The following is a 25564-nucleotide window of genomic DNA, read 5'->3' as shown; positions in this document are numbered from 1 at the left end:
ATCAATGTCCAAAGTGTCACACCACTTGAAATTAAAATGAGCATAACTAATATCCACTCGATTGGCGACATTTTAACCACCTCCTTTTCTAACACGGTTATTCCAAACAGAATACAAGCCGTTAAATACAAATTCAGCAAGCACTTCCGCTCGTCTAACAAAGCGAACATTGTCAAGAGCATATTGATAGATTCTTTCAAAATCAGTCATAGCAATTTCACTGGCTGTTTCAGAAAAACCCTCTCGTCTAAATTGATCTTGTACCAATCCCCAAATATAATCTCGATCATATTTTGTGACCTTTTCTACTTTTCTTCTCAAGATAGGTTGAGTATTCCTCTCCTCCTCATCCTCAATAAATAAAGAATCAGTCTCACTATATTTAGTCTCACTAACTTCAGTCTCACTAGGGGCTAAATGTGAGACGGGGGCCGTTTCATTTTCAACCTGCCCTAGTCTTTTTTTAACACTAGGTCTGTTTGAATTACCTACTGGGGTAGAAGATAATTCCCCTAAATAAATCTTATTAGCTAGTCTTCCTTTCTCACTTGAAGACTGTTGGACTTCATCAATTAAGTCATATTCTTTAAGAATTTTTTTGATGGACAGTAATTTTGACTTCGAACAACCTAATAGCCTCATCAGTTTAGAATTAGAAAATACTAAATAGACTGCACCTTCTTCATCTATCCAACCACGACTGAGAGATAATTCTAAACGATCTTTTAAAATAGAATAAGCCACCTTTACTTCTAGTTTCATATCCATATATTTCTCATCCTCAAAAAGAATTTTAGGTAATTTATAATACCGTTCTGAAGTTTGGTATTGATTTGCGGTAATTCGTTTCATAGCGCTCCTCCAAGTTCTTTGAGTATTAAATCTCCACTTGATTCCAATCGAACCAAGCCACTTTTTTCTAATTCAGCCATCAGAGAGATGGCTTCAACAATGTCAATTCCCATTTCACGTACTAAGAATGAAATGATAATATAGCGTGATGATTGTAATTCTTTTGTCATTTTCCCTCCTGAAAATAAAAAAAGGAGAACAATATTCAATTGTTCTCCACGATAAATTTGTTAAAAAGAAAAACCCTGCCAAATTAATTTTTGGTAGGGTTTTTGGTAGGAAACTAAATTAATTTATCAGTTTCTAAAATGTGTTCACGATTCTAAAAGGCTGATACTATAGTATTCCGAATTCTAATTGGTATATGCCTCTTATTTAAGAGTAACTGAAGCTCCAGCTTCTTCCAATTTAGCTTTGATTTCTTCAGCTTCTGCAGTTGCAACGCCTTCTTTAACAAGTGCTGGTGCACCGTCAACAAGTTCTTTAGCTTCTTTAAGACCAAGACCTGTGATTTCACGTACAACTTTGATAACGCCAACTTTTTTGTCGCCTGCAGATGTCAATTCAACGTCGAATGAATCTTTAGCAGCACCAGCGTCAGCAGCACCAGCTGCAGCAACAGCTACAGGAGCAGCTGCAGTTACACCAAATTCTTCTTCGATAGCTTTTACAAGGTCGTTCAATTCAAGGATTGAAGCTTCTTTAATTTCAGCAATAATGTTTTCAATGTTCAATGCCATTGTTATTTCCTCCAAATATGTTTTAAATTTATAATAGATTTTCGTAGCTAGGCTACGCTGCGTAGCTTAAGATTAAGCTGCGTCTTCTTTGTTGTCTGCAACCGCTTTGACTGCAAGAGCAACGTTGCGCACTGGCGCTTGAAGTACAGAAAGGAGCATAGAAAGAAGTCCTTCGCGGTTTGGAAGAGTTGCAAGTGCAAGAATCTCTTCTTTAGATGCGACAGCGCCTTCGATTGCACCACCTTTGATTTCAAGTGCTTCAGCGTTTTTAGAAAAGTCGTTCAAGATTTTCGCTGGTGCGATAACATCTTCGTTAGAAAATGCTACTGCAGATGGTCCAACAAATACAGATGCAAGGTCTTCAAGACCAGCTTTTTCAGCTGCACGACGCAAGATTGAGTTTTTAATCACTTTGTACTCAACTTCGCTTCCACGAAGCTCACGACGAAGAACTGTATCTTGCTCAACTGTCAAACCACGAGCGTCTACAACGACGATAGATGCAGCAGCTTTCATTTTTTCAGCTACTACGTCAACTAGTTCCGCTTTTTTAGCAATAATTGCTTCACTCATTAGTGTGTTCACCTCCGTTATTATTTTGCTTGGGGAATTTTTCCAAAAGAAAAACGCGCCCAAACCTAGACACGAAAGTACAATACGCTTCTTTTTACATGATACGTTTTGTCCTCGGTAGGATATTTATGAGTCGAGCTCCCCTACTGTCTTAGGCAGTTTTTTCAAACCGTATATAAGTATAGCATAGTCAAAAAAAGAATGCAAGATTTTTGCAAACTTTTTTTAAACTTTTTTCGTGATTTTTCTTTTAAAGTTCTACTGTTAGGACTTGGCCTTGCTTAACAACCTGTTCTCCAGCGATATAAACATCATCAACGTCACTGGATTTGACTGCATAAATGAGGTGGGACAGCATATTTTCCTGAGGTTGGAGATGAATTTTCCCTTGTGGTTGGATGACCAGAAAATCTGCTTGCTTGCAAACTTCCAGACTTCCTATCTGATTTTCCATTCCTAGAACCTTAGCCCCTTCGATTGTCAGTGCCTTGAGAGCTGTTTCGATAGGAAATTGGCTGGCATCCCCACTTTTCATCTTCTGAAGAAGGGCTGCAGTCCGTCCTTCCTCAAACATATCAAGGTTGTTGTTGGAAGCTACCGAGTCAGTGGCAATTCCGACTGCTACTCCCGCTTTTTGGAGCTGGATGATTGGAGCGATTCCTGAGGCCAGTTTGAGGTTACTGATAGGATTGTGAGCGATAGCCACTTGAGAAGTTGCCAAACGTTCAATTTCTCTCTCGTTAAATTCGACCCCGTGAGCAAAGACAGATGGATGATCTAAGTAACCCAGTTCTTCGAGAAAAGCAAGAGGACGTTTACCGTATCGTTTCAGGATAATTCCTGACTCCTCCTTGGTCTCCGCCACATGGATATGGATGGGAATATTCAGCTCTTTTGCCATATCTAGACTCTCTTCCAGCAAGTCTCTACTACAGCTGTAGGGAGAATGTGGTGCCATCATCACCTTGAAATTTGGATCTTCATATCCTATGATTGTTTCGATAATAGCTCGTGTTCTGCTTATAGTCTCAGCAGTTGTTTCTGTCTCTGAAGAAAAGAGGGTCGGTGAGAAATAACAACGCATCTTGGAAGCCTTGACTGCCTGATAAATCTGCTCAATCTCCACTCCATTGGGATTATACATATCGTTAAAGGTTGTTGTTCCTGACTGGAGCATCTCTGTCAGCGCTTCTTTGATCGCCTTGGTAGTCATATCTGGTGTAAACTCAGCTTCTGCAGGCCAAATATAGTCATTTAGCCATTCATGGAGATTGCTATCATCTCGAATCCCTCTCAAACCTGTCATAGCCGAATGGGTGTGACAATTGACCAATCCAGGCATAATCCAGGCTCCCTGATAGTCTATAATCTGCTCAGCTTGCTCTAAAATCTCTGGCTTCTCTTGACCGACATAGACAATTTGAGAATCCTTAACTGATAAGATTCCATCCAGATAAACATGGAAATCTTGGTCACAAGTCACGATATTTACATGCTGATAGACTTTCATTCTAGGCTCCTTTTCTATAAGACAATTTACAGTGAATAATTTTTCTAGCTATTGTAACAAAAAAGTCACCCGAAGGCAACTTTTTTCGTCCATAAACTTTCAAAAGAGAATGGCTTATTCAGAGCTAAAAACTGCAGCTTGCTGCATTTGGTAATACTTGCCTTTTCTAGCCATGAGGTCCTGATGATTGCCATGCTCCACAATATCGCCATCCACCAAGACAAGAATCAAATCTGCATCCTGTATGGTAGACAAGCGGTGGGCAATAATAAAGCTTGTTCGCCCTTTCATGAGTTTGGCAAAGGCATCCTGTACCAGCACTTCTGTTCGTGTATCGATAGAAGAAGTCGCCTCGTCTAAGATGAGAATCTTGGGAATAGCCAGAAAGACTCGGGCAATGGTCAAGAGCTGAGCCTGACCGACAGAGAGAGATTCTCCAGCATTTTCTAGCTTTGTATCATAGCCTTGAGGTAACTGTTGGATGAAAAAGTCTGCATTGGCTGCTTTGGCAGCAGCAATCACTTGCTCCCGACTAGCATCAGGATTGCCAAAGGCAATATTATCATGAATGGTTCCTTGCTTGAGCCAGGTTTCTTGGAGCACCATGCCAAACTGTTGTCTCAATGATGCCCGGGTATAGTCGTAAATGGAACGACCATCTAACATGATATCTCCTGAGTTAATGGGATAAAACCGCATGAGGAGATTGATAAGGGTTGATTTTCCAGCACCTGTCGGACCAACGATAGCCACCTTGCTACCAGCTGGAATATCAATAGATAAATCCTTAATCAAAATCTTTTCAGGATGGTAGCCAAAAGAAACCTGTTTAAAGGAAATAGCTCCCTTAACTTGGTCACTAGTCAACTCTTCCTTACCTGTTTCAGCCACCTCAGGACTATCTAAGACTCCATAAACACGTTCTGCACAAGCCAAGGCACTTTGCAACTCAGCTAGCACTGAAGAAATATCATTAAAAGGCTTGGTGTACTGTTGAACATAGTTCAAAAAAGTCACTAAGCGTCCAATGGTCAAGGTAGAGCCTATCATGATACGATAAGCTCCCACTCCAGCTAGAAGGGCATAAATAAGCGCATTGACAAAGCGAGTCGAAGGATTGACCGTTGAAGAATAAAAGATAGCTGACTGTGAATAACCTGCATAGTTGGCATTCGCCTCGTGCAGTCTTTGGATAAAATCTTCTTGAGCATTAAAGGACTGGATAATGGTCTGCTGGTTCAACGATTCTTCAATCAACTGAGTCTGAATTCCCCTCGTCTCTGTTTGCTTTTGGAAGAGATGATAGGAGCGTTTGGCAATAAAGCGTGAGATTACCATAGACAGTGGCGTCAACAGCAAGACCAAAAGAGTCATGAGGAGATGAATTTGAAGCATGGCTAGAATGCTGACTAAAATCATCAAGACACCAATGAAAAATTGGTTAAAAATCATGGTCAAACCAGCTGATAACTGTTCTATATCCGTAGTTACACGACTAACCATCTCTCCACTTCCTTGTCGATCCACAAAGGCAATCGGTAAACGATGGAGCTTATGGATGATTTGCTCTCGCAATTCTCTGGTATAAGAGAAGATTAGGCGATTATAGAGAAGAGGATTGACCCACTGTACAAGGGTATTTCCTATGACCACCAAGATCATTTGGAGAAAAATCTGCCAAAAAACTGGTGAAGAACCAGCCACCAGGACTTGGTCAATGACCTGCCCAATCAAGATAGGAAGATAAATTGATAAGCCAACCTGGGCAATAGTTCCTAGAAAGGCTAGGAAAAGGAGGAAGGGATGGCTTGCTAAATCTTTTGCCAAACGTTTGAGCGTCTGGTTTGCAGTTCGTCGTCTCATACTAGTCCTCCTTACCATGTTGAGATGCATTGATTTCGCGATAGACTTGACTGGATTTCATCAATTCCTCATGATTGCCGATAGCTAGGAGCTCACCTTTTTCCAAGAGGAGAATCTGGTCTGCCATCTGAAGTGTCGAAGTCCGTTGAGAAATCAAGATTAAACTTGTATTTGGCAGGTTTTTTCGGATAGCTTTCAAGAGTTTGGACTCGGTAATGGTGTCGAGGGCCGAAGTCGCATCATCTAGGATGAGAAATGGAGCTTGGCGTAAGACTGCTCGAGCGATCGACAGCCTTTGTTTTTGTCCACCTGAGAAATTTCGACCTCCTGTCTCAACTAGAGCATCTAAAAGTCCTTCCTTTTCACTGACAAAATCCTTGGCTTGTGCAATTTCCAAGGCCTGCCAAAGTTCTTGGTCCGTTACTTCGTGATTGAAACCCAGAGTCAAGTTGGAACGAATGCTTCCCTTAAAGAGTTCGACTTTTTGGGGCACATAGGCAATCCAAGACCGCCACTGCTCAAGATTACGAGGACTAGATCCATCTCGATAAGGGTAAATGCTCCCCTTGTCTGCTGGGTAAATTCCAAGTAAGACTTGCACCAAGCTTGATTTACCAGAACCTGTTCCCCCAATGATACCAAGGATTTGCCCTTGAGTCATATCAAAGGAAATGTCTCTCAAAGAAGGCTGGGCCGCATCAGGATAGGTAAAGGTCAGTTCTTGAACTTGTAAAACCTGATCACTGGTAGCTTGCTTTTGTTCTAATTTTGAATGGATATCCTCTGGAGCCTCAGCAAAGACTTCCTCGATTCGCTTAGCAGAGATATAGGACTGGTTGAGAGAATTGATTAGCATAGCTAATTTGACCAATTCCACCAAAATCTGTAGGAGATAGTTGATAAGGGCAATGAGGGCCCCTTGACTGAGCAATCCTCCTTGAATAGAAACATATCCCTGCCAGATAATGACTAGGAGGGTTCCATTAACAATCAGATAGGTTAGAGGTGTTAATAAACTAGACCAGAAACCTGTCTTTTCTTGTAATCTAGCATAGACTTGGTTAAGGGTTTGAAAAATTTGTAACTCTCGTTTTTCTTGACCAAAAGCACGAATAACCCGCATCCCTTGTATTTGCTGGCGTGTTTCCTGAACTAGTTGATCCGTTTTCTTTCTCAGGCTGCTGTAGAGAGGATTGACTAACCGAGAAAGGCCTACAATAACGATTGTCAGAATCACAACCATGACCAAAAACCAGAGAGTCAGCTCAGCTGAGATTCGATAAGCCATAAAAATGGCACCAAAAACGATAATAGGCGCTCGTAAAAAGAGACGCAGGAATTGATTGATACCAGTCTGAATCTGGTAGGTATCCGAAGTCAAGCGAGTGACCAAGCTAGAAGTTGTCAAACGGTCTCTACTGTCCTTAGGTAAAGATAGAATATGACGATAGAGGTCGTTTGTCAATTCCTTGGCAAAACCCACCGCAGCCTTAGCTGAGTAGAACTGGGCTATTAAGGCCACTACAACACCAATTACTGCAAAGATAAGGAGCAAACCAATCTGCATCCAGAGATGACCTTGATTTTTCTGGGGCAAGGATTGGTCAACAATCCCAGCAATCACCATGGGAACCAAGAGCTCAAACACAGCTTCTAGTAACTTGAACAAGGGTGCTAAAATTGATTCCTTGATGTAGGGTTTAAAGTAAGATAATAGGTGTTTCATAAATCCCTTCTATTCGTATTCTGGAAATGAAGAGAGTGGGAAGCACCCACCCTCTCTGTTTTATTTGTTTAAGTATGGCAGTAGATAGCCATATCCTGCTTTTTCCATCTCATCCTTGGCCACAAAGCGCAAGGAAGCAGAATTAATACAGTAACGAAGGCCACCTAACTCCCGAGGGCCATCTGTGAAAACATGACCCAAGTGAGCATTGCCCGACCGAGAACGAACCTCAATTCGCTCCATTCCATGGCTGAGATCCTTGTAATAATGAATCAATTCCTTGGAAATCGGACGGCTAAAACTTGGCCAACCACAACCTGAGGCAAACTTATCCTTGGCAAAAAAGAGTGGCTCACCTGTCGTAATATCTACATAAATCCCTTCTTCAAAGGTTTGGTCATAGGCATTGGTAAATGGAGCCTCTGTAGCAGCTTCTTGGGTAACACGATAGGATTCTTCAGATAAACTGCCCTTTAACACCTCTTGGCTAGGCTTTTCATAGTTAGAGGCATCAATCAATGGCTTCTCAGCATCGGTCACATCGATATGACAGTAACCTGAAGGATTCTTCTTAAGATAGTCTTGGTGGTAATCTTCAGCCAGAATGTAGTGGCGAAGTTTCTCCACCTCTACTGCAATCTTTCGACCCAGCATGCGCTCCTGCTCCTGCACCACTGTGTAGATAGCAGGTAGGTCTGATTCATCCTGATAATAGATCCCAGTTCGATATTGGCGACCACGGTCATTCCCTTGTTGATTGATAGATAAAGGGTCGATGACACGGAAATAATAAAGTAAAATCTCTCTAAGTGACACTGCCTTCTCATCGTAAATCACTTGAACCGTTTCTGCATGGTCTGTTTCCTTGAGCAGCTGATAATTGGTCGTTTCGACTTTTCCATTAGCGTAGCCAACACTGGTTGCTAGCACTCCAGAAATGCGTGAAAAATACTCCTCTAAACCCCAAAAACAACCACCTGCTAAATATATTTCTGCCATCTTCGTTTCTCCTTTACCAAGTTTTTAACTAATACTCTTCGAAAATTAAATTCAAACCACGTCAGCTTCCATCTGCAGCCTCAAAACAGTGTTTTGAGCAGCCTGCGGCTAGCTTCCTAGTTTGCTCTTTGATTTTCATTGAGTATAAACTTCTTTTCAAAAAAAGGATAGGAAGCCCTCTGATCAAGAGTTTCCCCATCCTATCTTCTATTCTTTATTTTGCTTCGACACGGACACCTTGGGTATCAACTTTCAAGTCATGAGGTTTTCCTTTGAAGGGTTGCTTTTCCAATTCTGCCTTAATCGCTGGCATCTTGTCGTGAGAAGCCAAAACCATAACTGTCGGCCCAGCACCAGAAAGGTAGGTTGCATAGGCACCATTTTCTTTGGCCACTTGCTTAATCGTCGCAAATTCTCTCACCAAGTCCTGACGATAGCGCTCGTGGAAGAGGTCTCCCTCGATTGCTTGCCCAGCAGTCACCATGTCTCCTGCCAACAAGGCCGCAACCGCCACATTGGCGATAGAACTAGCTGCAACAGCTTCCTTATAGGACAATTTCTTAGGCAAGACACCACGGCTGTCTCGAGTACGCAATTCATAGTTTGGAATGTAGGCTAGGAAATCACACTCTGGGAAGTCTGCTACAATAGCTGAAACTTGTCCATCAACAGAGCTTGCAATAACGAGATTACCATAAATGGCTGGAGCCACATTGTCAGGATGGCCTTCAATCTTAGTCGCTAACTGCAATTTTTCATGGTCTGACAAGTTGAGTTGCCCCAATTGGTTGGCTAGTTCAATCCCAGCAACAATAACCGAGCTGGAAGAACCCAAACCACGCGCCAAGGGAACATCACTGGTCATTTTCAAACGTCTTGGTTGCAAGTCTGGTACAATTTGCAAAGCAATTTTGAGCAAGAGATTGCGCTCGTCATGAGGAATCCATTTGCCAATCTGGTGTTCAATCAGCCACTCATCCCGTTCTTCACAGACCTCAATTTGAAGATACTTGGTTACAGCTACACCGACCGAGTCAAAACCTGGCCCGATATTGGCACTGGTTGCAGGTACAATAATCTTCATCTTATTCTCCTAGCACCTTGAAGGTATTCAAGAGGTCGAATTCTGAAACCTTCTTCAATTCATCTGAGACATTTTCAAGCTGGGCTTTATTAATCTTGTGTGTGATGATCACAACACGCGCCTTGTCACCATCTTTTCCATCTTGGAGAATTTGCTTGAAGGAAATATCTTGGGCATTAAAGATTTCAGCCAATTTCAAGACCTGACCTTTTGAGTCTGGAGCCAAGATTGAGAAGTAGTAATTAGCTTTGACATCTTCAGGGTTTGCCAATACCAAGTCACGGCTGTATTCGTTGAAATCTTTGCCAATGGTACCATCATTCAAGCGACGAACGATACGGACAATATCCGCCACAACACTTGTTGCAGTTGGTTTTTGACCAGCACCTGGTCCGTAGTACATAGACTCACCAATACCGATAGATTCTACAAAGACAGCGTTCATTACGCCATTCACACTGGCAAGTGGATGCGCTTTAGGAAGGAAGGTTGGAGTCACTTCTGCAGCGATTCCTGAAGGAGTTTCCTCGATTGAACCAACCAATTTCACTACATAGCCAAGGTCTTGAGCCACAGCTACATCTTCTGGTGTGATGTTGCGGATTCCCTTGTGGGCTACATCATCAAAGGCAACCTTCATGCCAAAGGCAAATTGGCTCAAAATCACCATCTTGTAGGCTGCATCAATCCCATCTACGTCATTTGTAGGGTCACTTTCTGCAAAACCTAGTCTTTGTGCTTCCGCAAGAGCATCATCGTAAGACCAGCCTTCTTCGACCATCTTGGTCATCATGAAGTTGGACGTTCCGTTGACTACTCCAAGCACACGCGTAATTTTATCAGAAGCCAAGGAATTTGCCAAAGTACGAAGAATTGGAATCCCACCAGCTACTGCTGCTTCATAGTAAAGTGCTACCTTGTTAGCTTTAGCGATTTCTAACAATTCTGCACCATGGACAGCCAAAAGGTCCTTGTTAGCAGTAACAACGTGTTTTCCAGCTTCCAAGGCACGAGTGATAAAGGTTTTAGCTGGTTCGATACGCCCCATCAATTCCACTACGATCGTAATATCTTGATCTGACAAAATGTCATCCACATTGGTTACAAAGTTAAAGTCATTCCCTGCTGCAAGCAAGCGGTTCTTTTCATCTTCGTCCTTGACCAATACCTTAGCAACTTCAATATCTGAATGTGCTGATTGATTGATTTTTTCTCCATTTTCCTTTAGGAGGAAAGGCACACCACTTGCAACGGTACCAAATCCTAGTAAAGCAATTTTAACTGTCATGTTTGTCTCCTCGAAATTTTCTATTATAGCCATTATAACAGAATTTTGTGAAAATTCCTATCATAGTAATTCACTATTTCAGTATAGAAAAGAAGAAACGAATCAAACGATTCGCTCTTCTTATAATCTAGAAATAGCTTTCCAGAAATGATTATCCGATTTTTTGCAGATTGAGCACAGCATCGTGATTCATCAAGACTTGGCCATACTCTTGCAAGACTGAACGACTGATGTCACTATCGTCTGCAAACTCGCGCATACGGGCCAAAAGCCACGCTGGATATGGACTTGGATGATTTTCAATATCCACTAAAATGGTCAAATAATAGCGCTCATTCATCTTGTAGAGTTCAGAAGTTTCCATCTCAAATGTCACTGTCTTGGCAAAAGCCACCAAATCAGCTAACTTAGCAAAAGAAAGGATGTAGTAGATGTAAGGCTCTTTCTTGCTCTCAACTTCTTGTTCAGCCTGTTCCTGCTCTTCTTCCTTGGCTTCGACTTGCTCTAGAGATTGAATGGCTTCGATATCATCCTTAGTTTTGTCCGCGATACTTTTTTCCAGGGTTTTGATAAATTCATCTGGCGACATTTGAGCCAATTCTTCCATGTCTGGCAAATCCGATAAGTCTTCAAAATCTAGATTTTGGTCAATCTTGGACTTGGTAACAAATACGTCCACCTTATCCGGTTTTGGAGTCACACGGAAGCTCAACATACCTGTATCCAAAAAGCTATCAGGCATCTCTAACTCATCCAAGATGGCATAAAAGAACTCTTCTGTTTTTTCTTGTGGAACGAGAAAGTCAGCAATCTCCATTCCTCGATCCATCAAATCCTCTAAAGACATCGTGATTTTTAAAGTTGTATCACTGATTTGTTTCATTTTCATTGCTAGTAACCTCATACTTTCAGTTCTATCTATTATACTAGATTTTTAAGATTTTATCAAAAGAATGAAGCGAGAATGTGATATAATACTAGAGACCATTTTACAATACAAGAAAGAAAGTACAATGAAAAATATAAAAGTTAATGCACTGGCTAGCTTACTAGTCAATGTTCTCAATATCGTTTTTCCTCTGATAACCAATCCTTATCTGACGCGGATTCTCAGCAAATCCAACTACGGTTATTTCAATACCGCCAATACCTGGGCTAGCTTTGTCATTCCTTTAGCCGCATTTGGAATCTATAACTACGGAATTCGAGCTATCAGTAAGGTCAAGGACGACAAAGATAAGATTAATTATGTCTTCTCCAAGTTATTCTATATATCTGTAATTACTTCTGTCCTTACAACAAGTATCTATTTTTTGTTTATTTACCTAGATAATAGTATTGAAAATTTGAAAGAACTCTACTATATACTTGGTGTCCAGGCTCTCTTCCAATTCCTTTATATCGAGTGGATGAACGAGGCTTATGAAAACTATGCCTTCATCCTTTACAAGACATTGATTATTCGGATTGCCATGCTGGTTGCTATCTTTACCTTTGTTAAAACTGCAGATGATATCGTTCCTTATGCCATCGTCATGAGTGCGACAACTATCCTCAACTACCTGCTCAGTTTTCTTTGGATCAAGAGAGAAGTTTCCTTTGTCAAAATTGGTCTCATGGAATTAATCAAAGCATCTAAGCCACTCTTGACCATGTTGCTTCTAGCTAATGCCAATATGCTCTACACCTTACTTGATAGAATGTTTATCACCAAAGGACCTGATGAAAACTACATTTCTTATTATACCATTGCTTCTAGCATCGTCATGTTGATTGCCAGTGTCCTGAGTGGAGCTATCAACGTCAGTATTCCACGTCTCGGCTACTATCTCGGTAAGAAAGACTACGAATCTTATAAAAATCTTCTAAACCAAGGAGCCGCCCTCTTTTATTTTCTTATCATTCCAACCAGTATTGGGATGATGGTATTAGGAAACTACGCTGCAGTCATCTACTCTTCTGAAAAATACCTTGAAGCTGGTATTGTGACTAGTGTCTTCGCCTTTCGAACTATCATTTGGGCTATTGAGTTGATTCTCGGTAAACAAATTATCTTCATCAACGACCACGAAAATCGTTTAACAGCCTTTTACTTTATTGGTGGCGGAGCTAATATCCTACTCAACAGTCTCTTGTATTTCAATAATATTTTTGCACCAGAGTACTACATTGCTACTACTATTATTGCAGAAACTGTAGTTGTTCTACTGGAAATTTACTTTATCAAGAAGCATCATCTGCTTGACTTAAAAGAAATATTTACTACTTTAACACGCTATACTATTGTATCGCTCGGATTCATTCCAATTTATTTCACTTTTAAATTTCTTTTCCAAATCAACTCTTATACAGTCAACCTCAATATGATACTCATGGTACTCTTGACTGTTGCGACTTGCGGTATCTATTATCTCTTGACGCTATTTCTTACCAAAGATAAAACACTCCACTATGCACTCAATCTTGCACTTGCTAAGATTAAAAGAAATTAAAAGAATCCCCTGCTAATAGACTATTCTACTAGCAGGGGATTTTCTCATTATTCCTTTTCTTTCTTGTCGGAACTACTTGACTCTATAAATGAGTCCTCTTTTTGTTTTTCTGAATTAGAAGAGTTCATTTCTTTTTGTTTTTCTTGTTTATCTTCCTTATTCATATTTTCTAATTTATCAGTCAAAGTAGACGTTTCCTGTTTGTTTGTAGATTGATTTGGCTTCTTATCAACAGTAACTACTTGTTTCCATACACCTTCTTCATTAACTTTATAACCATCAGGTGTTGTTGCATTCTTCAATAAAGAACCATCAGCTTGGAAATAGTACCAATTACCATCAAGCTGTTTCCAACCTGTCTGCATAGCTCCTGTTGAATCAAAGTAATATTGATCACCATTGACTTTTTGAAGGCCAACCAACATAATACCATCTTCAGGATTTAGATAATACCAGACGCCTTTGTCTTTTATCCAACCAGTTTTCATGGCTCCATTTGATTCAAAGTAACGGTAATGATTATCAAACCATTTCCAGCCAGTCTGCATGGCACCAGATGCACTAAAGTAATATTGCTTGCCATCTACTTGATTGAGTCCAACCAACATAGCGCCTTCCTTAGATTCAAGATAATACCACATATCATGATCTTTTAGCCAACCAGTTTGGAGTGCACCAGATGAGGCGTAATAATGCCAGACATCATTTGACCACTGCCAGCCAACTTGCATGTTACCTGAGGATTTAAAGAAATAGGTTTTTCCATCAATCGCTTTAGATCCTACGGCCATGATACCTGTTTCTGGATCCAAATAATACCATGATTCTTTATCTTTCAACCAACCAGTTTTCATAGCACCTGAGTTCGTATAGAAGTACCAGCTATTGTCTTGCCACTTCCAGCCAGTCTGCATGGCACCACTAGCATTCAAATAGTAACGAATACCCTTTATATCTTGTCTGCCAGTTAACATGATGCCATCTTTATCCAGATAATACCATGTTTCCTGATCCTTGACCCAGCCAGTTTTCATAGCTCCAGAACTTGCAAAATAGTTCCAGTGACCATCAACAAAGGCCCAGCCAGTTTGCATGACACCTTCTTGATTAAAGTAGTATGTGCTTCCATTGATATTCTTTTTACCGACAGTCTTTAGACCATCCTCATCATAGAAATACCAAGCTGAATCAATCTTTTGCCAAGTTGAAGGCTTACCTGAAATTTGTAGTACGCCACTTTCGCTAAAGAACATCTTCTTACCATTAAAAACTTGGTGTCCTGTCAGCATCTTACCATCTGCCGCAAAAAGGTATTTTTTCCCTCCAATTTCAGAGAGCTCGCTAAATCGTCTAGCACCATTCGACTGGATATAATACCAAGAGTTATCTAGCTTGAACCATCCACCAGTTTGCATTTTACCATTTTTGTTCAGATAGTAATCATTCCCCTTGGCATTTTCTCCCCAGTCGTCATTAAGGTGAAGCCAGCGGCCTGCTTGCATTTGTCCTTTTCCATTAAAGAAGTAAGTGGCTCCGCCAATCTCTTTCCAGCCGATAGCCATTTCCCCGTCAGACAAACGATATTTCCAATAGCCATCTTCTTGATACCATTTTTCGTCAACTACTGGGATATCAGGGAAGGTATTTGAAACATTAGCAAATCCTTTATCGCTAATATCAAAAACAGTAGCGTCTTGAGTTTGGCTAGCAGCACGAAGAACCTGAATATTTTTCTTCTGAAGGTATTCTCTAGTTGAAGCAACATTAATATCTCCACCAGTTGTCTGAATAATCATTTTTGGTGATAAGTTTTCAAGGAAATTAATCGTATTTGAAATTGTCGCATCATAATGGTGGTTCCATTTCATCATATCAACCTTGCCGATAACTGGACCTAACTTATCTTCTGCTCCTTCGGCATTATCCAAATCTCCACCAAGATAGATTCTCTTTCCTGCCACAGTCACTACTGAAACAATGGAGTTGGAGTTATCATCTCGAACTTTTTTCAGATTCCCATCAGCATCATATTCATTCTTATAGTTGTAGAGCTGGATATCCATATCACCTAATTTTATATGGCTATCCTCATCTGAAATATTCTGGATAAGCGTAACTCCTCGTTTTTGAGCTGCTCTCAAAGCATTATCATAATTGAAAAGATTATCCCATAGACCCCACTTTGCTGTGATTCGATCATCTGAATATTTTTTCAAATAAAACTTACCAACCTGATAACGATTGAGTATTTCGTCTGCTCCACCAATATGATCACTATGAACATGAGTTCCTATGATAAAATCTAATTTTTTAACACCTATTTCATCTAGGTGGCGAATCAATCTATCCTCTAATACTTGATAATTTCTCATAGAAATTCCCCAACGACTTGGATAGCGTGGGTCACTCCCATCAGGAAAATCATAGTCTTCTCCCATATCAATCAAAGCATAGTGACCATTGCTTTCCAGAAGGATGGCGTCACTCCCAGATTTTGCTTTAGTATTTATGAAATGGATACGATTGCCCGAACCTGCAGAGATAGTATTTGCATCTACTCCTTGCGATAACTGAATCAGCGCTAGAAAGAATACAAGAAAACTATACCCAACTAATTTTATTAACTGTTTATTTTTCATCTTGAAAACCCCTTTATTTTAAAAGATAAGAAACTTATACTAATCAATCCAATAATTTTTATCTCCTCCTGGCACTTGTTGCTCAATAGGTGGCGGACTCATATAGTTTTCTCCAAATTCGTAGACAAGTAATTCATGGTATTTTCTAGGAACCTTGACCACAATGTTTTCATACGGCATATCAATCAAATCATAGAGCCATTCTTTTTTTATACCATCTGGATAATAGGAATCATAGATAGTACAAGTGAGATCTGTTGCTTGATCCACACTATACTTCAAAGCAAGACTCTCTAATTTTTGGTTCCATATCTGTGGGGAAGTTAAACGAAAAATAGCTGACCCCATATAACGAGGGAGATTTTTAAGTCCACCATTCTCAGACTTAATCCCTTTAAAATTCAAAGAAGAAAGACGAATGAAATATTTGTAGAGCTTCATTTTCTTCTGGTCACTTTCTTGCGTTACGACACCATCATATGGAAAGATGTCAACGCAGGTTCCCAATACGACCGTTTTATCTATAAGATTAGCATCTCGACGTGTCCTCACATCATAGACTCGCATATAACTGTAAGGATACCCCTTTGTTTCTCTGAATGAAATTAATTTGTAGTAGGGATGATTTTCATTTTTTAAAACCTTATACAGTTTTTCAAACTCATCACGCGCTAAGGAAATATCTGTATCATCATCCCAAGGTATAAATCCTTTATGGCGTACAGCTCCTAGTAATGTTCCAAAATCAATAAAATATTTGATATGATGTTGTTCACAAAGATCATGAAGATACTTCAAAATATCTAATTCTACTTGTTTGATTTCTTCAAGAGTTAAAGTTCTTTCAGACATAGGTTTTATTCTCCTAATTTTGACTATATTTTTAAACGTTTCTTAATCCCAATCCAGTTATTTAGACTTTTTAACAATCTTCCACAATTTAAAATCATGATGAGATACTCTTTGTTCAACTGGCGGCAATTGCATATAATCTCCGTAGTCTGAGGTCAAAATTTCATGATATTTTTTCGGAATAGTAAATTTCTTACCTTCAAATGTTCCAGTAGTAACTTGTTCTAGCCATTCGCGTCTCCACACTGGTTTGTTCATATCCTTGTAGATAAGATAATCCACTTCCTCATAATCTGACACTTTACGTGATTTAGCAAGTTCTTCAATTTGTGCAACGTATTTATTTGTATTTGTGAAATAAAAAATAATAACTGAAATATAGCGTATCAGTGAATTCAGAACACTTTTCGTATTGGTGATACCTTTAAATGTATAGCAACTCAATTGACGTTTCTTTATCAGCTTTGTCATCTTGTTCTTGAAATTGGCATCATTCTCGTAGCCATCTACAGGGAAAATATCTACATAAATCCCCATATTTGAATCAATACGAACATCTTCTTCTAGCAAGTAGGTATGGTTATCCTGCACTTTCATGAAGGGATAGACATAGTTGAGATTATTTTTATAAGACATCACTTCGTAACGTTCATCAGGGTTAGCAATAAGATAGTCTTGCAACTTTTCATAATCTTCTCGTAACATACAGATATCCATGTCATCATCCCAAGGAATAAAACCTTTATGACGAACCGCACCGATAAGACTGCCATAAGCTAGGAAATATTTGACACCAATTTTCTGGCAAGTTTCATGAATGTATTCCATGATTCCTAGTTCCATCTGTTGGATCTCTCTAATATCAGTTACTTCCTGATAACGAATACCTTCATCACGTTTGCAAACAACTAATCCATAACCAATAATCAACCAAAAGATAATATTAATAAAGTTAGTTGAGTACATAATCTGACTTTCAAATAATTGACCGAACAAGATGCCAAAGAAAAGAATCATAATCAACTTTTCAGAGTTCTTTTTAGAAACAATCAAATAAGTCAAAAAGCGCTTAATTATATATCCTAGTAGAAGTAGAAAGGATACTAAACCTAAAATTCCAGAACTAACAAATATCGTTACCAAAATGTTATGGAAATTTCCACCAATAAGAGAATTTTGAATCTCAAATTTACTGAAATATTTTGTGTAATAATCTGGAACATTTCTTACACCATAACCAAAAATTGGTTTCTCACTTCCCATTTTTATAGCATTTTTCCAAATATAAGTTCTGCCACTAGGTGTTGTTTCTATTAGATGAAGTTCACCTGTTTTTTTTATAACTGAAGAATCCGTTTCTGCATAAGATTGTCCTTTATTTAAGTCTAATACAGTCGCTTTCCCCGAGGATATGTAAATAGAGGTTGCATAACTCAATCCAATATTAGCAGCAGAAACAAGTAAAGCAGAAACAATAAAGATTAGAAATCGCTTAGCTAACTTGCCCCCGTTAATAAAGAAACTATAAAACCCAATCATTAACACTAAAGATAATAAAGCTCCTCTACTTTGCATGGTTGCGAAGTAAACTAATTGAATTACATTATTCAGTTTAAGATAGACAGAATATTTACTTCCTTTATGAATCAAATACATAGCCAAAATAATGCTAATATATGAAAATATCGCACTAGCATTTGGATTGACAATCCCCCACAGACGTCCATTCATAACACCATAGTAATAAGATTGTTCGCCAATCTTAAATAGGATAAGGACTCTACTTACCAATAAACCAAACGCAAAAATTGCTGAAGAAAAAGATACAATTTGAACCGTATAGGCAATCCAGTCAAATAATTTTTTAAGTTGCCCTGATTCTAACATGGTAAATAATAAAATATAGGTCACCATAAAGAGGATCTCTATCACGTTTCCAATCAAATGTCCAGAGCGATTAAAAATAGCTGATAACAGATGACTTCCAGCCAATAGACCAAATAAGGACAGAAATTTGCGATCTACTGTGATTTCTTTCCACTTAAACAATAAGGTACAGCAAATATAAAGTACTACAATCGCTGATAATCCCTTGTAGAGGGGATTTGCTATCTTATAAACCAGTGAACTCATACTTAAAATCGAAATAAAAACAAATAGATACGCAATCCATAGTTTTGATTTTTCAAAGTATTCATCCAATTTTGAAAAATTCATTTTCAACTCCTTCTCATGATATTAGTTTTTTAATCCAACAATTTTCTTATATAGCCATGGAGAAATGACAAGTGAGAGGATCGCTACCTTGCGAAAAGTAGTGAAATAAGCATCCTTCCATATTTCACGTCGATGCTGAACAATCCAAGTCCTCAGCTCGGCTTTCTCCTTTTGATACTCTACACGTGAAGTAAAGATAATTTTATCGTAAACTGTGATGTACGACCAACATTCTCTATTTTTTAATTCGTGTTTTAAATTAGGAAAAATTTGTGAAACTTGAGCGATTATTTGCTTATAAACTTCTATCGTATCAAATACATACCGATTAACAGATGTTGTCGCACTTCCCTCACGATGATCATAATAATAAATCGGTTTGTCAATAAATACGCTACTACATCTTGTCTTTAGTAACAATTCAGTTAAAAATAGGGCATCTTCAGCCAGGTGATAATTTGTATTAAACTTTTCATCCGCAAGCAGGTCTCTCTTAAACAGTTTTGCGACTGGAAAAAATGACGTTCTGGTAGTCATCAGTAGTTCCTTCATGGTTTCTTCTGTCGACCAGAGTTCTGTTTTTCCAGAATGTGGAGGAAGGTCTGTTACAATGCCATTTTTGATATGGTGTAGAGGAGCAATCACAAAACCTACATGTTCTCCCTCAACTGCACTAGCTAAAGTAGCTAGATAATCATTGGTGACGAAATCATCGCTATCAATAAAAGTTATCCAAGCACCTGTCGCTAGCTGAATTCCAAGATTTCTTGCATTAGAAACACCAGCATTTTCGATATGGTAAACCTTGATATTCTCATACTGATTTGCTAAATCATCACAGATCTTTCCACTAGAATCAGTAGACCCATCATTTATTAGGATTAGTTCAAAATTGGTATAAGTCTGATGAAGAATTGACTCCACACATCGTTCCAAATAGGCTTCTACATTGTAGACTGGAACGATAACGCTTATTTTTTCTCCCATCATGCTCCATATTCTCCCTTGTACTCTCTATAACTCTTATCCATATCAGCGATAACAGCATCATGATGTGGTAGCTGCTTATCTGCTGGTGGAGGTGTCATATAATCACCAAAAGCAGTGCTGAGATAGGCATCATAGCCGACTGGAACGGGCATCTCTGTCTCTTCAAATGGCAAGAAGAGATTATCTTCAAAGGATGCGATTGGGTACTTGTTTCTCATGTAGCCAGGACCGGAGCATAACTCCGTGATTCCATCGCTCTCAGCCAGACTGTACTTGGTCATTTCTTTTTCAGCTTTTTTCCAAATGCGATAACGGAGAGATTTTGGAGTCAAACCGAGTAAAATACGGCTTCCCCACTTCATAAGTGCGCCATGCTTTTCTGGAATAGTTTGGGCACAAAACAGAGAATAAATCAAGGCCCAACGAACCTGTTTTTTCCGCTCAGCTGGATTTTTAGGATAATAATCCAAAGGCAAAACATCCAAAGCCAAACCATGTGGCAAATCCAAATCTTGCTGGTAAGGTTTAATGCAGGTAGTTTCCTTGTCACGAATAGTAATAAAAAGATTGCGGTCGACAAAATCCTTGTTACTCTTTGACAAGAAATAACGCTCATCTGCATAACGAGGCCATAATTCTGCCAATTTTTCATAATCCTTACGGGACATAAAAAAATCTAGATCATCATCCCAAGGAATGAAACCCTTGTTTCGAAGGGCACCAATAGCACCTCCACCACAAAGATAACAAAGCAAATCATGTTCTTTACAAAATGCGACGAAATATTCAGCCATTTCCAGACTACGAGCCTGAATCGCTTTCAAATCACTCATGTCTCTCCTCTTCTGTTCAATAACGAGTTATATCGTTTTATTATACCATAAAAAAGCCTTAAAAATCCATCAGATACTAAGAAAAATCAAAGTTCAAACCACTATTTTACTGGTGATTCGAACCTTGATTTTTCCTGTATTAATCTCCTATCTAATTCCAATTGTAGAATATTCATCTCTACACAATCGTATCATAATCTTTTTCTTTCGTCTTCAAAGTCTCAACAACCTTTGTCGAATAAGCTCCTTTCATCGTTGTATCGAGTTGACTAGAAATCATCCCTAGTGCTGTCTTTGTTGCTAGAGCTTCTGTTTTGATCTTAAAGTCACCATCTGACATCAAATTATTACGCTCATTCAATTTGATCGGTGAATAGATATGACTGATTAGTAAACGTTCTAGTCCCTTCTGAATCTCAATCATATTATTGTTCACTCCTGAGAAGAAATCATTAATCATTTCATCAAACATAAGCTATCCCTTCCTTTTTTCTTGTTCGAGTGTCGTCTTTCGACGATGTAATGTATCTATATCCTCTTCTAATTTTCGTCGTTCTCGTCTATACTCAATCTCTTCTTTTTCAATACTTTGTTCCAAAGCGCGCTGATTTCTTATAAATCCTATAGATACTGCTTGACTAAAGTCCGAAGCTATTCTGTTTAATCGTGCTCTTTCCTCAGTAGTATCCACGTCCACTTGTCCTAGGTAATGCTGCATCATCTGATACTTTCTTTCCATCATATGCAACAATTGGTTCCGTTTTTGCTGAAGGTTTTCAAATTGTTCTTCTCTTTGTTGGCGAATAGAACGATTGCGTTCATCTAATAAATCTAAATGGTTTTGCTTTGTTCTTAATTCCTGCCAGATTACTTGATTTTCATCCATTCTTTAAAATTCCCTGCTAACTCTTTATCATCTTCCAATTTTTTTTGGACACCATCTGCTATTTGCTTTTCTAAACTTTGAAAATCTTCGGCTAGTTTTTCTGATTTTTTGATTTTTGGATAGAAATAATGATCAAGATCATCTACGATTGTCGTACGAGATACTCCTCCATCAGAATAGGCTGTCGCCACCTCTGTAGGTGATAAAATAAAACCAAAGGGAACGTGATAAGTGCTCGCTACTATTTTCTCTGCTTCTTGGTGAGCTTTATGAACTATGGAGCAAATCTCTTCATGACCAGCATTTGCGACTTCATGCAATCCCGATGAAATCGTTAAGGCATGTTCGGAGTCTAAAAAGAGTTCCTCACCACTCGTATAACCGCCTGAAGCCAATGCCTCTTTAGCCTTTGCATAGGAATACAAGCCACTGGAAACCTTATCCAAACCAGATGAATACCGTTTTTCAAACGATGAACGATCATTCTTAATTTTAAGACTACCATCTTCATTAAAAACATAACCGCCCCACAAGTGTTGAGAATATACAAAATCTACCTGTTGTACAGAGTCCACATGATGCATCATCCCTACAACACCGACACTATCCATTCTATTTTTAGGGTAACCTATAGGAACCAAATCTTTATCATCAACATAATTATGAATACGATACTTTATCGCATCCACACGTTGCCGCTGTTCTTTGGTCAAGACCGGATAGATATTCGGGCCTTGGTAGATATAAGCTCCTGAAATACGTGAAATATCCTTAACATTAGCTAGGGCGTACTGCGCATTCATGGAGCCAAGAGAGTGAGCATAAACTGAGATTTTAGCGTTTGGATATTCCAACATTATATCATCTAAGATAGATGCCGCCGCCTTCAACTGAGAAGTCACCCCTTCTTCACCTTTCAAAATATTTTGAGCCATGGGAATATCATTTTCAAGCCAATCCACTTCCCATCCTTCGTCAAATGGCGCTTTAGAACCTTCGTAAAGAACGGACACTTCAGATTGGTCTGGACTCTCAACTACATAAACCTTCAATCCTGTCTCGTTTTCGATCACCTGACGGACTGTACCGATATCTTCTATCTCTCCTTTATCATTTATGATTTCCATAGACTCTGTTTCAGAATACTTTGTATATTCTTCATTGGCAATTTTTTGACGTTCATGATCACTATACTGTCTACTCACTTTTTCTCTCCGTTATTATTTTTTTAAATTTAGCAGAGCTTCCTCCACCATCATTAACTAACTTTCCGCTACTTCTATCTTTATTAATAGTGAAAAATACATATAATTCTTCGTCATTATTTATATAAATTTTAAATTTGATCCCTCCCATTGGACTATGAAAAATGGAATTAATATCTATATCATAATTCTGGATAATATTTCCTTCTTCAAGTGCCCCTTTATGCCTCAGCTTTAGGTTATCTTCTATGATCTTTTTGACTTCCTCACTCTCTACAATTCTCACCATCTCATCATGTTCTGCTTGTTTCATCACTTTAAATCCTCCTACGCTTAATCCAACGATAACCAACAAACTAGCTAAAACAATTCCTATAATTTTTAATAACCTCATGACATCTCCTTTATGTTATTTTACAAATATATCATGCACTGATTTACTTATAGTATACCGTAAAGATTTGTCTGGACTCTCAACTACATAAACCTTCAATCCTGTCTCGTTTTCTATCACCTGACGGACTGTACCTATGGGTTTAGCGTTATCTTTATCACCAATTTCAACAGGCTTATCAACTGCAAGCTCTCTATCATACTCTTTTTTTGCTATTTGAAATCTCTCATAGTCAGTATATGTATCAGTCATTTTTATCTCTCTCTTCTACTTTTTTCATTATAGTAGGATCAGTTACTCCACCTTCACTAGTAAGCTTCTTCGTATTAAAGTTTTTATTTAGAGTGAAACTAAAAATATAATCCTTATTGTCATTGACATATATGGAAACCATAATACCTCCCATTGGATTGGAAGCAATAGATTCATAATTAATCGCATAAGTTTTAATAACTCCGTCTGGTTCAAATGCTTTAGGATCTATTCGTGTTAATCTATTTCTAAAAATTTGCTTCGCTTCCTCACTCTCTACAATTCTCACCATCTCATCGTGTTCTACTTTTTTCATCACTTTATATCCTCCTATGCTTAATCCAACAATAACCAATAAACTAGCTAAAATGATTCCTATAATTTTTAATGACTTCATGGCATCTCCTTTATGTTATTTTACAAATATATCATGTACTGATTTACTTATAGTATACCGTAAAGATTTGTCTGGACTCTCAACTACATAAACCTTCAATCCTGTCTCGTTTTCGATCACCTGACGGACTGTGCCGATGGAACTTTTTCGAGTTTCTATATAAATATCATTATCAACTTGTAATGTATTATCATATTCTTTTTCAGCAATTAACTTTCGTTCATAGTCGCTATACATAGAATTCATCAGTTTGAGTCTCCCTTTAATTTTTCCAGAGATGGATTACTCCCACCGCCATTTCTTAATTTACCATCACTATCTTTATGTAAGAAAACACTAACTTTATAACTTGAAGAATCATTTATATACAAATAAACAATTATTCCTCCTATTGGATTATGTTCAAAAGAATCAACTTTATATGATTTAATAATTCCTTTTTCTGTTAGAGCATTCGGATCTATTTGTTTTAAGCGCACTTTAAAAATCTCTTTCGCTTCCTCACTCTCTACAATTCTCACCATCTCATCATGTTCTGCTTGTTTCATCACTTTAAATCCTCCTACGCTTAATCCAACGATAACTAATAAACTAGCTAAAACAATTCCTACAATTTTTAATGGTTTCATGACGTCTCCTTTATGTTATTTTACAAATATATCATGTACTGATTTACTTATAGTATACCGTAAAGATTTGTCTGGACTCTCAACTACATAAACCTTCAACCCTGTCTCGTTTTCAATCACCTGACGAACTGTGCCGATTACATTAGGATTGTTATCAGTTCCAATATCAATTGGATCATCTTTCGTATACTCCGTATATTCTCTAGCAGCAATTTTTTGTCTATCATGTTCCGTATATTTTTGTATCATTTTTTCACCTTTTTTAACAATTCTGCAAGTTGAGCAGAATAGCCACCACCTGAATATTCAATTTTTCCGGTAGTGTTATCTTTCTCTAATCCATACATTACTCTTAGTTTTTTATCTGAATTTACATATACTTTAAAATCAATTCCACCCATGGGATTATGCTTAATTGAGTCGATATCAATTTCATACGATTTTATTGTACCTTCTTTTGTTAAGGCCTCACTATCTAGATATTTAAGTTTATTTTCAACAATCTTTTTGACTTCCTCACTTTTAACAATTCTCGCCATCTCATCGTGTTCTACTTTTTGCATTACTTTATATCCTCCTATGCTTAATCCAACAATAACCAAAAAACTAGCTAAAATGATTCCTACAATTTTTAATGGCTTCATGACGTCTCCTTTATGTTATTTTACAAATATATCATGCACTGATTTACTTATAGTATACCATAAAGATTTGTCTGAACTCTCAACTACGTAAACCTTTATTCCTGTCTCGTTTTCTATCACCTGACGGACTGTGCCGATATCTTCTATCTCTCCTTTATCATTTATGATTTTCAAAAGATCTGTTTCAGAATAACTTGTATACTCTTCATTAGCAATTTTTTGACCAGAGAGAATCTCTTGTAAATAGGAAAATAAAAGAGTAGATACAAGCATTTTAGGGTGATAAGACGGCTGACCAAAGGCATGATAGAAGGCATCGAAGTGACAATCTTCCAAGGTATTCACCACTTTTTCAATAGTAAAGACAAGATGATCTTTTGGTAAGAAAGAACTGATTTCTAGTGGTATAGTTGTTTGATTTGTGTTATAGTGAATAGGCATGGGATAGACTTTCTAAATGGTTTATTAAGCAATTCTATTTTACAAAGACTACCACAAC

28 protein-coding genes and 1 other annotated feature are annotated in these 25564 nt (G+C 38.3%); of the genes, 1 reads left to right on the top strand and 27 read right to left on the bottom strand.

Features of this window, described 5'->3' with window-relative positions:
* Positions 1 to 72: 72 nt before the first annotated feature.
* From LG372_RS08045 to mecA, 11 genes are all read right to left on the bottom strand, one after another.
* Positions 73 to 852: a replication initiator protein A gene (locus LG372_RS08045; RefSeq protein WP_225742556.1), complete on the bottom strand. Its 780-nt coding sequence runs from the start codon at positions 850 to 852 to the stop codon at positions 73 to 75.
* Positions 849 to 1022, bottom strand: coding sequence for a hypothetical protein (locus LG372_RS08040; RefSeq protein ID WP_225742555.1), 174 nt, complete (start codon positions 1020 to 1022; stop codon positions 849 to 851). The genes LG372_RS08045 and LG372_RS08040 overlap by 4 nt, the downstream gene beginning before the upstream one ends.
* A 201-nt stretch (positions 1023 to 1223) precedes the next feature.
* Positions 1224 to 1592, bottom strand: coding sequence for a 50S ribosomal protein L7/L12 (gene rplL / locus LG372_RS08035; RefSeq protein ID WP_001196965.1), 369 nt, complete (start codon positions 1590 to 1592; stop codon positions 1224 to 1226).
* A gap of 72 nt (positions 1593 to 1664) precedes the next feature.
* Positions 1665 to 2165, bottom strand: coding sequence for a 50S ribosomal protein L10 (gene rplJ / locus LG372_RS08030; protein WP_001287277.1), 501 nt, complete (start codon positions 2163 to 2165; stop codon positions 1665 to 1667).
* A gap of 38 nt (positions 2166 to 2203) precedes the next feature.
* Positions 2204 to 2339, bottom strand: a sequence feature (ribosomal protein L10 leader region).
* Positions 2340 to 2415: 76 nt separating this feature from the next.
* Positions 2416 to 3675, bottom strand: coding sequence for a TRZ/ATZ family protein (locus LG372_RS08025; RefSeq protein ID WP_225742554.1), 1260 nt, complete (start codon positions 3673 to 3675; stop codon positions 2416 to 2418).
* Between the two features lie 114 nt (positions 3676 to 3789).
* Positions 3790 to 5538 carry an ABC transporter ATP-binding protein gene (locus tag LG372_RS08020; RefSeq protein WP_225742553.1) on the bottom strand — a complete coding sequence of 583 codons (1749 nt, stop codon included), beginning with the start codon at positions 5536 to 5538 and terminating at the stop codon, positions 3790 to 3792.
* A 1-nt stretch (position 5539) separates the two neighbouring features.
* Positions 5540 to 7264, bottom strand: a complete 1725-nt coding sequence (locus LG372_RS08015; RefSeq protein WP_225742552.1) for an ABC transporter ATP-binding protein — start codon at positions 7262 to 7264, stop codon at positions 5540 to 5542.
* Between the two features lie 60 nt (positions 7265 to 7324).
* The gene (msrB, locus tag LG372_RS08010) at positions 7325 to 8263 is read right to left on the bottom strand and encodes a peptide-methionine (R)-S-oxide reductase MsrB (protein ID WP_225742551.1); all 939 of its coding nucleotides are present in this window, start codon (positions 8261 to 8263) and stop codon (positions 7325 to 7327) included.
* A gap of 214 nt (positions 8264 to 8477) precedes the next feature.
* On the bottom strand, positions 8478 to 9347 hold the full coding sequence (gene thrB, locus LG372_RS08005; RefSeq protein WP_225742550.1) for a homoserine kinase: 870 nt from the start codon (positions 9345 to 9347) through the stop codon (positions 8478 to 8480).
* Position 9348: 1 nt separating this feature from the next.
* Positions 9349 to 10635, bottom strand: coding sequence for a homoserine dehydrogenase (locus LG372_RS08000; RefSeq protein WP_225742549.1), 1287 nt, complete (start codon positions 10633 to 10635; stop codon positions 9349 to 9351).
* A gap of 151 nt (positions 10636 to 10786) precedes the next feature.
* Positions 10787 to 11524, bottom strand: a complete 738-nt coding sequence (gene mecA / locus LG372_RS07995; protein ID WP_000782684.1) for an adaptor protein MecA — start codon at positions 11522 to 11524, stop codon at positions 10787 to 10789.
* A 124-nt stretch (positions 11525 to 11648) separates the two neighbouring features.
* Between mecA and LG372_RS07990 the strand changes: the two genes are divergently transcribed.
* Complete coding sequence (locus LG372_RS07990) at positions 11649 to 13127, top strand: oligosaccharide flippase family protein (RefSeq protein ID WP_061590072.1); 1479 nt, start codon at positions 11649 to 11651, stop codon at positions 13125 to 13127.
* A gap of 47 nt (positions 13128 to 13174) precedes the next feature.
* Here LG372_RS07990 and LG372_RS07985 read toward each other — a convergent pair whose 3' ends face one another.
* The 16 genes from LG372_RS07985 to LG372_RS07910 all read right to left on the bottom strand — a co-directional run bounded on the left by LG372_RS07985 (position 13175) and on the right by LG372_RS07910 (position 25461).
* The gene (locus tag LG372_RS07985) at positions 13175 to 15766 is read right to left on the bottom strand and encodes an MBL fold metallo-hydrolase (RefSeq protein WP_225742548.1); all 2592 of its coding nucleotides are present in this window, start codon (positions 15764 to 15766) and stop codon (positions 13175 to 13177) included.
* Between the two features lie 39 nt (positions 15767 to 15805).
* Complete coding sequence (locus LG372_RS07980) at positions 15806 to 16618, bottom strand: LicD family protein (protein ID WP_049487269.1); 813 nt, start codon at positions 16616 to 16618, stop codon at positions 15806 to 15808.
* 57 nt (positions 16619 to 16675) lie between these two features.
* Positions 16676 to 18835 (bottom strand): LicD family protein, encoded by a 2160-nt coding sequence (locus LG372_RS07975; protein WP_125409991.1) that lies wholly within the window; start codon positions 18833 to 18835, stop codon positions 16676 to 16678.
* Between the two features lie 21 nt (positions 18836 to 18856).
* The gene (locus LG372_RS07970; protein WP_125411220.1) at positions 18857 to 19825 is read right to left on the bottom strand and encodes a glycosyltransferase family 2 protein; all 969 of its coding nucleotides are present in this window, start codon (positions 19823 to 19825) and stop codon (positions 18857 to 18859) included.
* On the bottom strand, positions 19822 to 20658 hold the full coding sequence (locus LG372_RS07965; protein WP_125416461.1) for a LicD family protein: 837 nt from the start codon (positions 20656 to 20658) through the stop codon (positions 19822 to 19824). Before LG372_RS07965 ends, LG372_RS07970 begins: the two co-directional genes overlap by 4 nt.
* 178 nt (positions 20659 to 20836) lie before the next feature.
* Positions 20837 to 21130: a hypothetical protein gene (locus tag LG372_RS07960; RefSeq protein WP_042750982.1), complete on the bottom strand. Its 294-nt coding sequence runs from the start codon at positions 21128 to 21130 to the stop codon at positions 20837 to 20839.
* 3 nt (positions 21131 to 21133) lie between these two features.
* Positions 21134 to 21544 (bottom strand): hypothetical protein, encoded by a 411-nt coding sequence (locus tag LG372_RS07955; protein WP_094753383.1) that lies wholly within the window; start codon positions 21542 to 21544, stop codon positions 21134 to 21136.
* A complete protein-coding gene (locus tag LG372_RS07950; protein WP_225742547.1) occupies positions 21526 to 22749 on the bottom strand; it encodes a DUF2974 domain-containing protein in 1224 nt (407 codons plus the stop codon). Before LG372_RS07950 ends, LG372_RS07955 begins: the two co-directional genes overlap by 19 nt.
* Entirely contained in the window at positions 22742 to 23143 is a 402-nt protein-coding gene (locus LG372_RS07945; protein WP_094753392.1) for a DUF1310 family protein, read from the bottom strand. Before LG372_RS07945 ends, LG372_RS07950 begins: the two co-directional genes overlap by 8 nt.
* 15 nt (positions 23144 to 23158) lie before the next feature.
* The gene (locus LG372_RS07940) at positions 23159 to 23395 is read right to left on the bottom strand and encodes a hypothetical protein (RefSeq protein ID WP_225742546.1); all 237 of its coding nucleotides are present in this window, start codon (positions 23393 to 23395) and stop codon (positions 23159 to 23161) included.
* Entirely contained in the window at positions 23388 to 23792 is a 405-nt protein-coding gene (locus LG372_RS07935) for a DUF1310 family protein (protein ID WP_049511051.1), read from the bottom strand. The genes LG372_RS07940 and LG372_RS07935 overlap by 8 nt, the downstream gene beginning before the upstream one ends.
* Positions 23793 to 23807: 15 nt before the next feature.
* A complete protein-coding gene (locus tag LG372_RS07930) occupies positions 23808 to 24038 on the bottom strand; it encodes a hypothetical protein (protein WP_225742545.1) in 231 nt (76 codons plus the stop codon).
* On the bottom strand, positions 24038 to 24421 hold the full coding sequence (locus LG372_RS07925) for a DUF1310 family protein (protein ID WP_225742544.1): 384 nt from the start codon (positions 24419 to 24421) through the stop codon (positions 24038 to 24040). Before LG372_RS07925 ends, LG372_RS07930 begins: the two co-directional genes overlap by 1 nt.
* 15 nt (positions 24422 to 24436) lie before the next feature.
* Positions 24437 to 24670: a hypothetical protein gene (locus LG372_RS07920; protein ID WP_070478348.1), complete on the bottom strand. Its 234-nt coding sequence runs from the start codon at positions 24668 to 24670 to the stop codon at positions 24437 to 24439.
* Positions 24667 to 25065 carry a DUF1310 family protein gene (locus tag LG372_RS07915; protein ID WP_125410244.1) on the bottom strand — a complete coding sequence of 133 codons (399 nt, stop codon included), beginning with the start codon at positions 25063 to 25065 and terminating at the stop codon, positions 24667 to 24669. Before LG372_RS07915 ends, LG372_RS07920 begins: the two co-directional genes overlap by 4 nt.
* A gap of 15 nt (positions 25066 to 25080) precedes the next feature.
* Positions 25081 to 25461: a hypothetical protein gene (locus LG372_RS07910; protein ID WP_225742569.1), complete on the bottom strand. Its 381-nt coding sequence runs from the start codon at positions 25459 to 25461 to the stop codon at positions 25081 to 25083.
* Positions 25462 to 25564: the final 103 nt, after the last annotated feature.

It is taken from the genome of Streptococcus sp. Marseille-Q5112, from assembly GCF_916700555.1.
In the GTDB taxonomy this organism is placed as follows: Bacteria; Bacillota; Bacilli; order Lactobacillales; family Streptococcaceae; genus Streptococcus; species Streptococcus symci.
The sequence above is the reverse complement of the archived record's forward strand: the minus strand, read 5'-3'. Positions and strand labels throughout refer to the sequence as shown.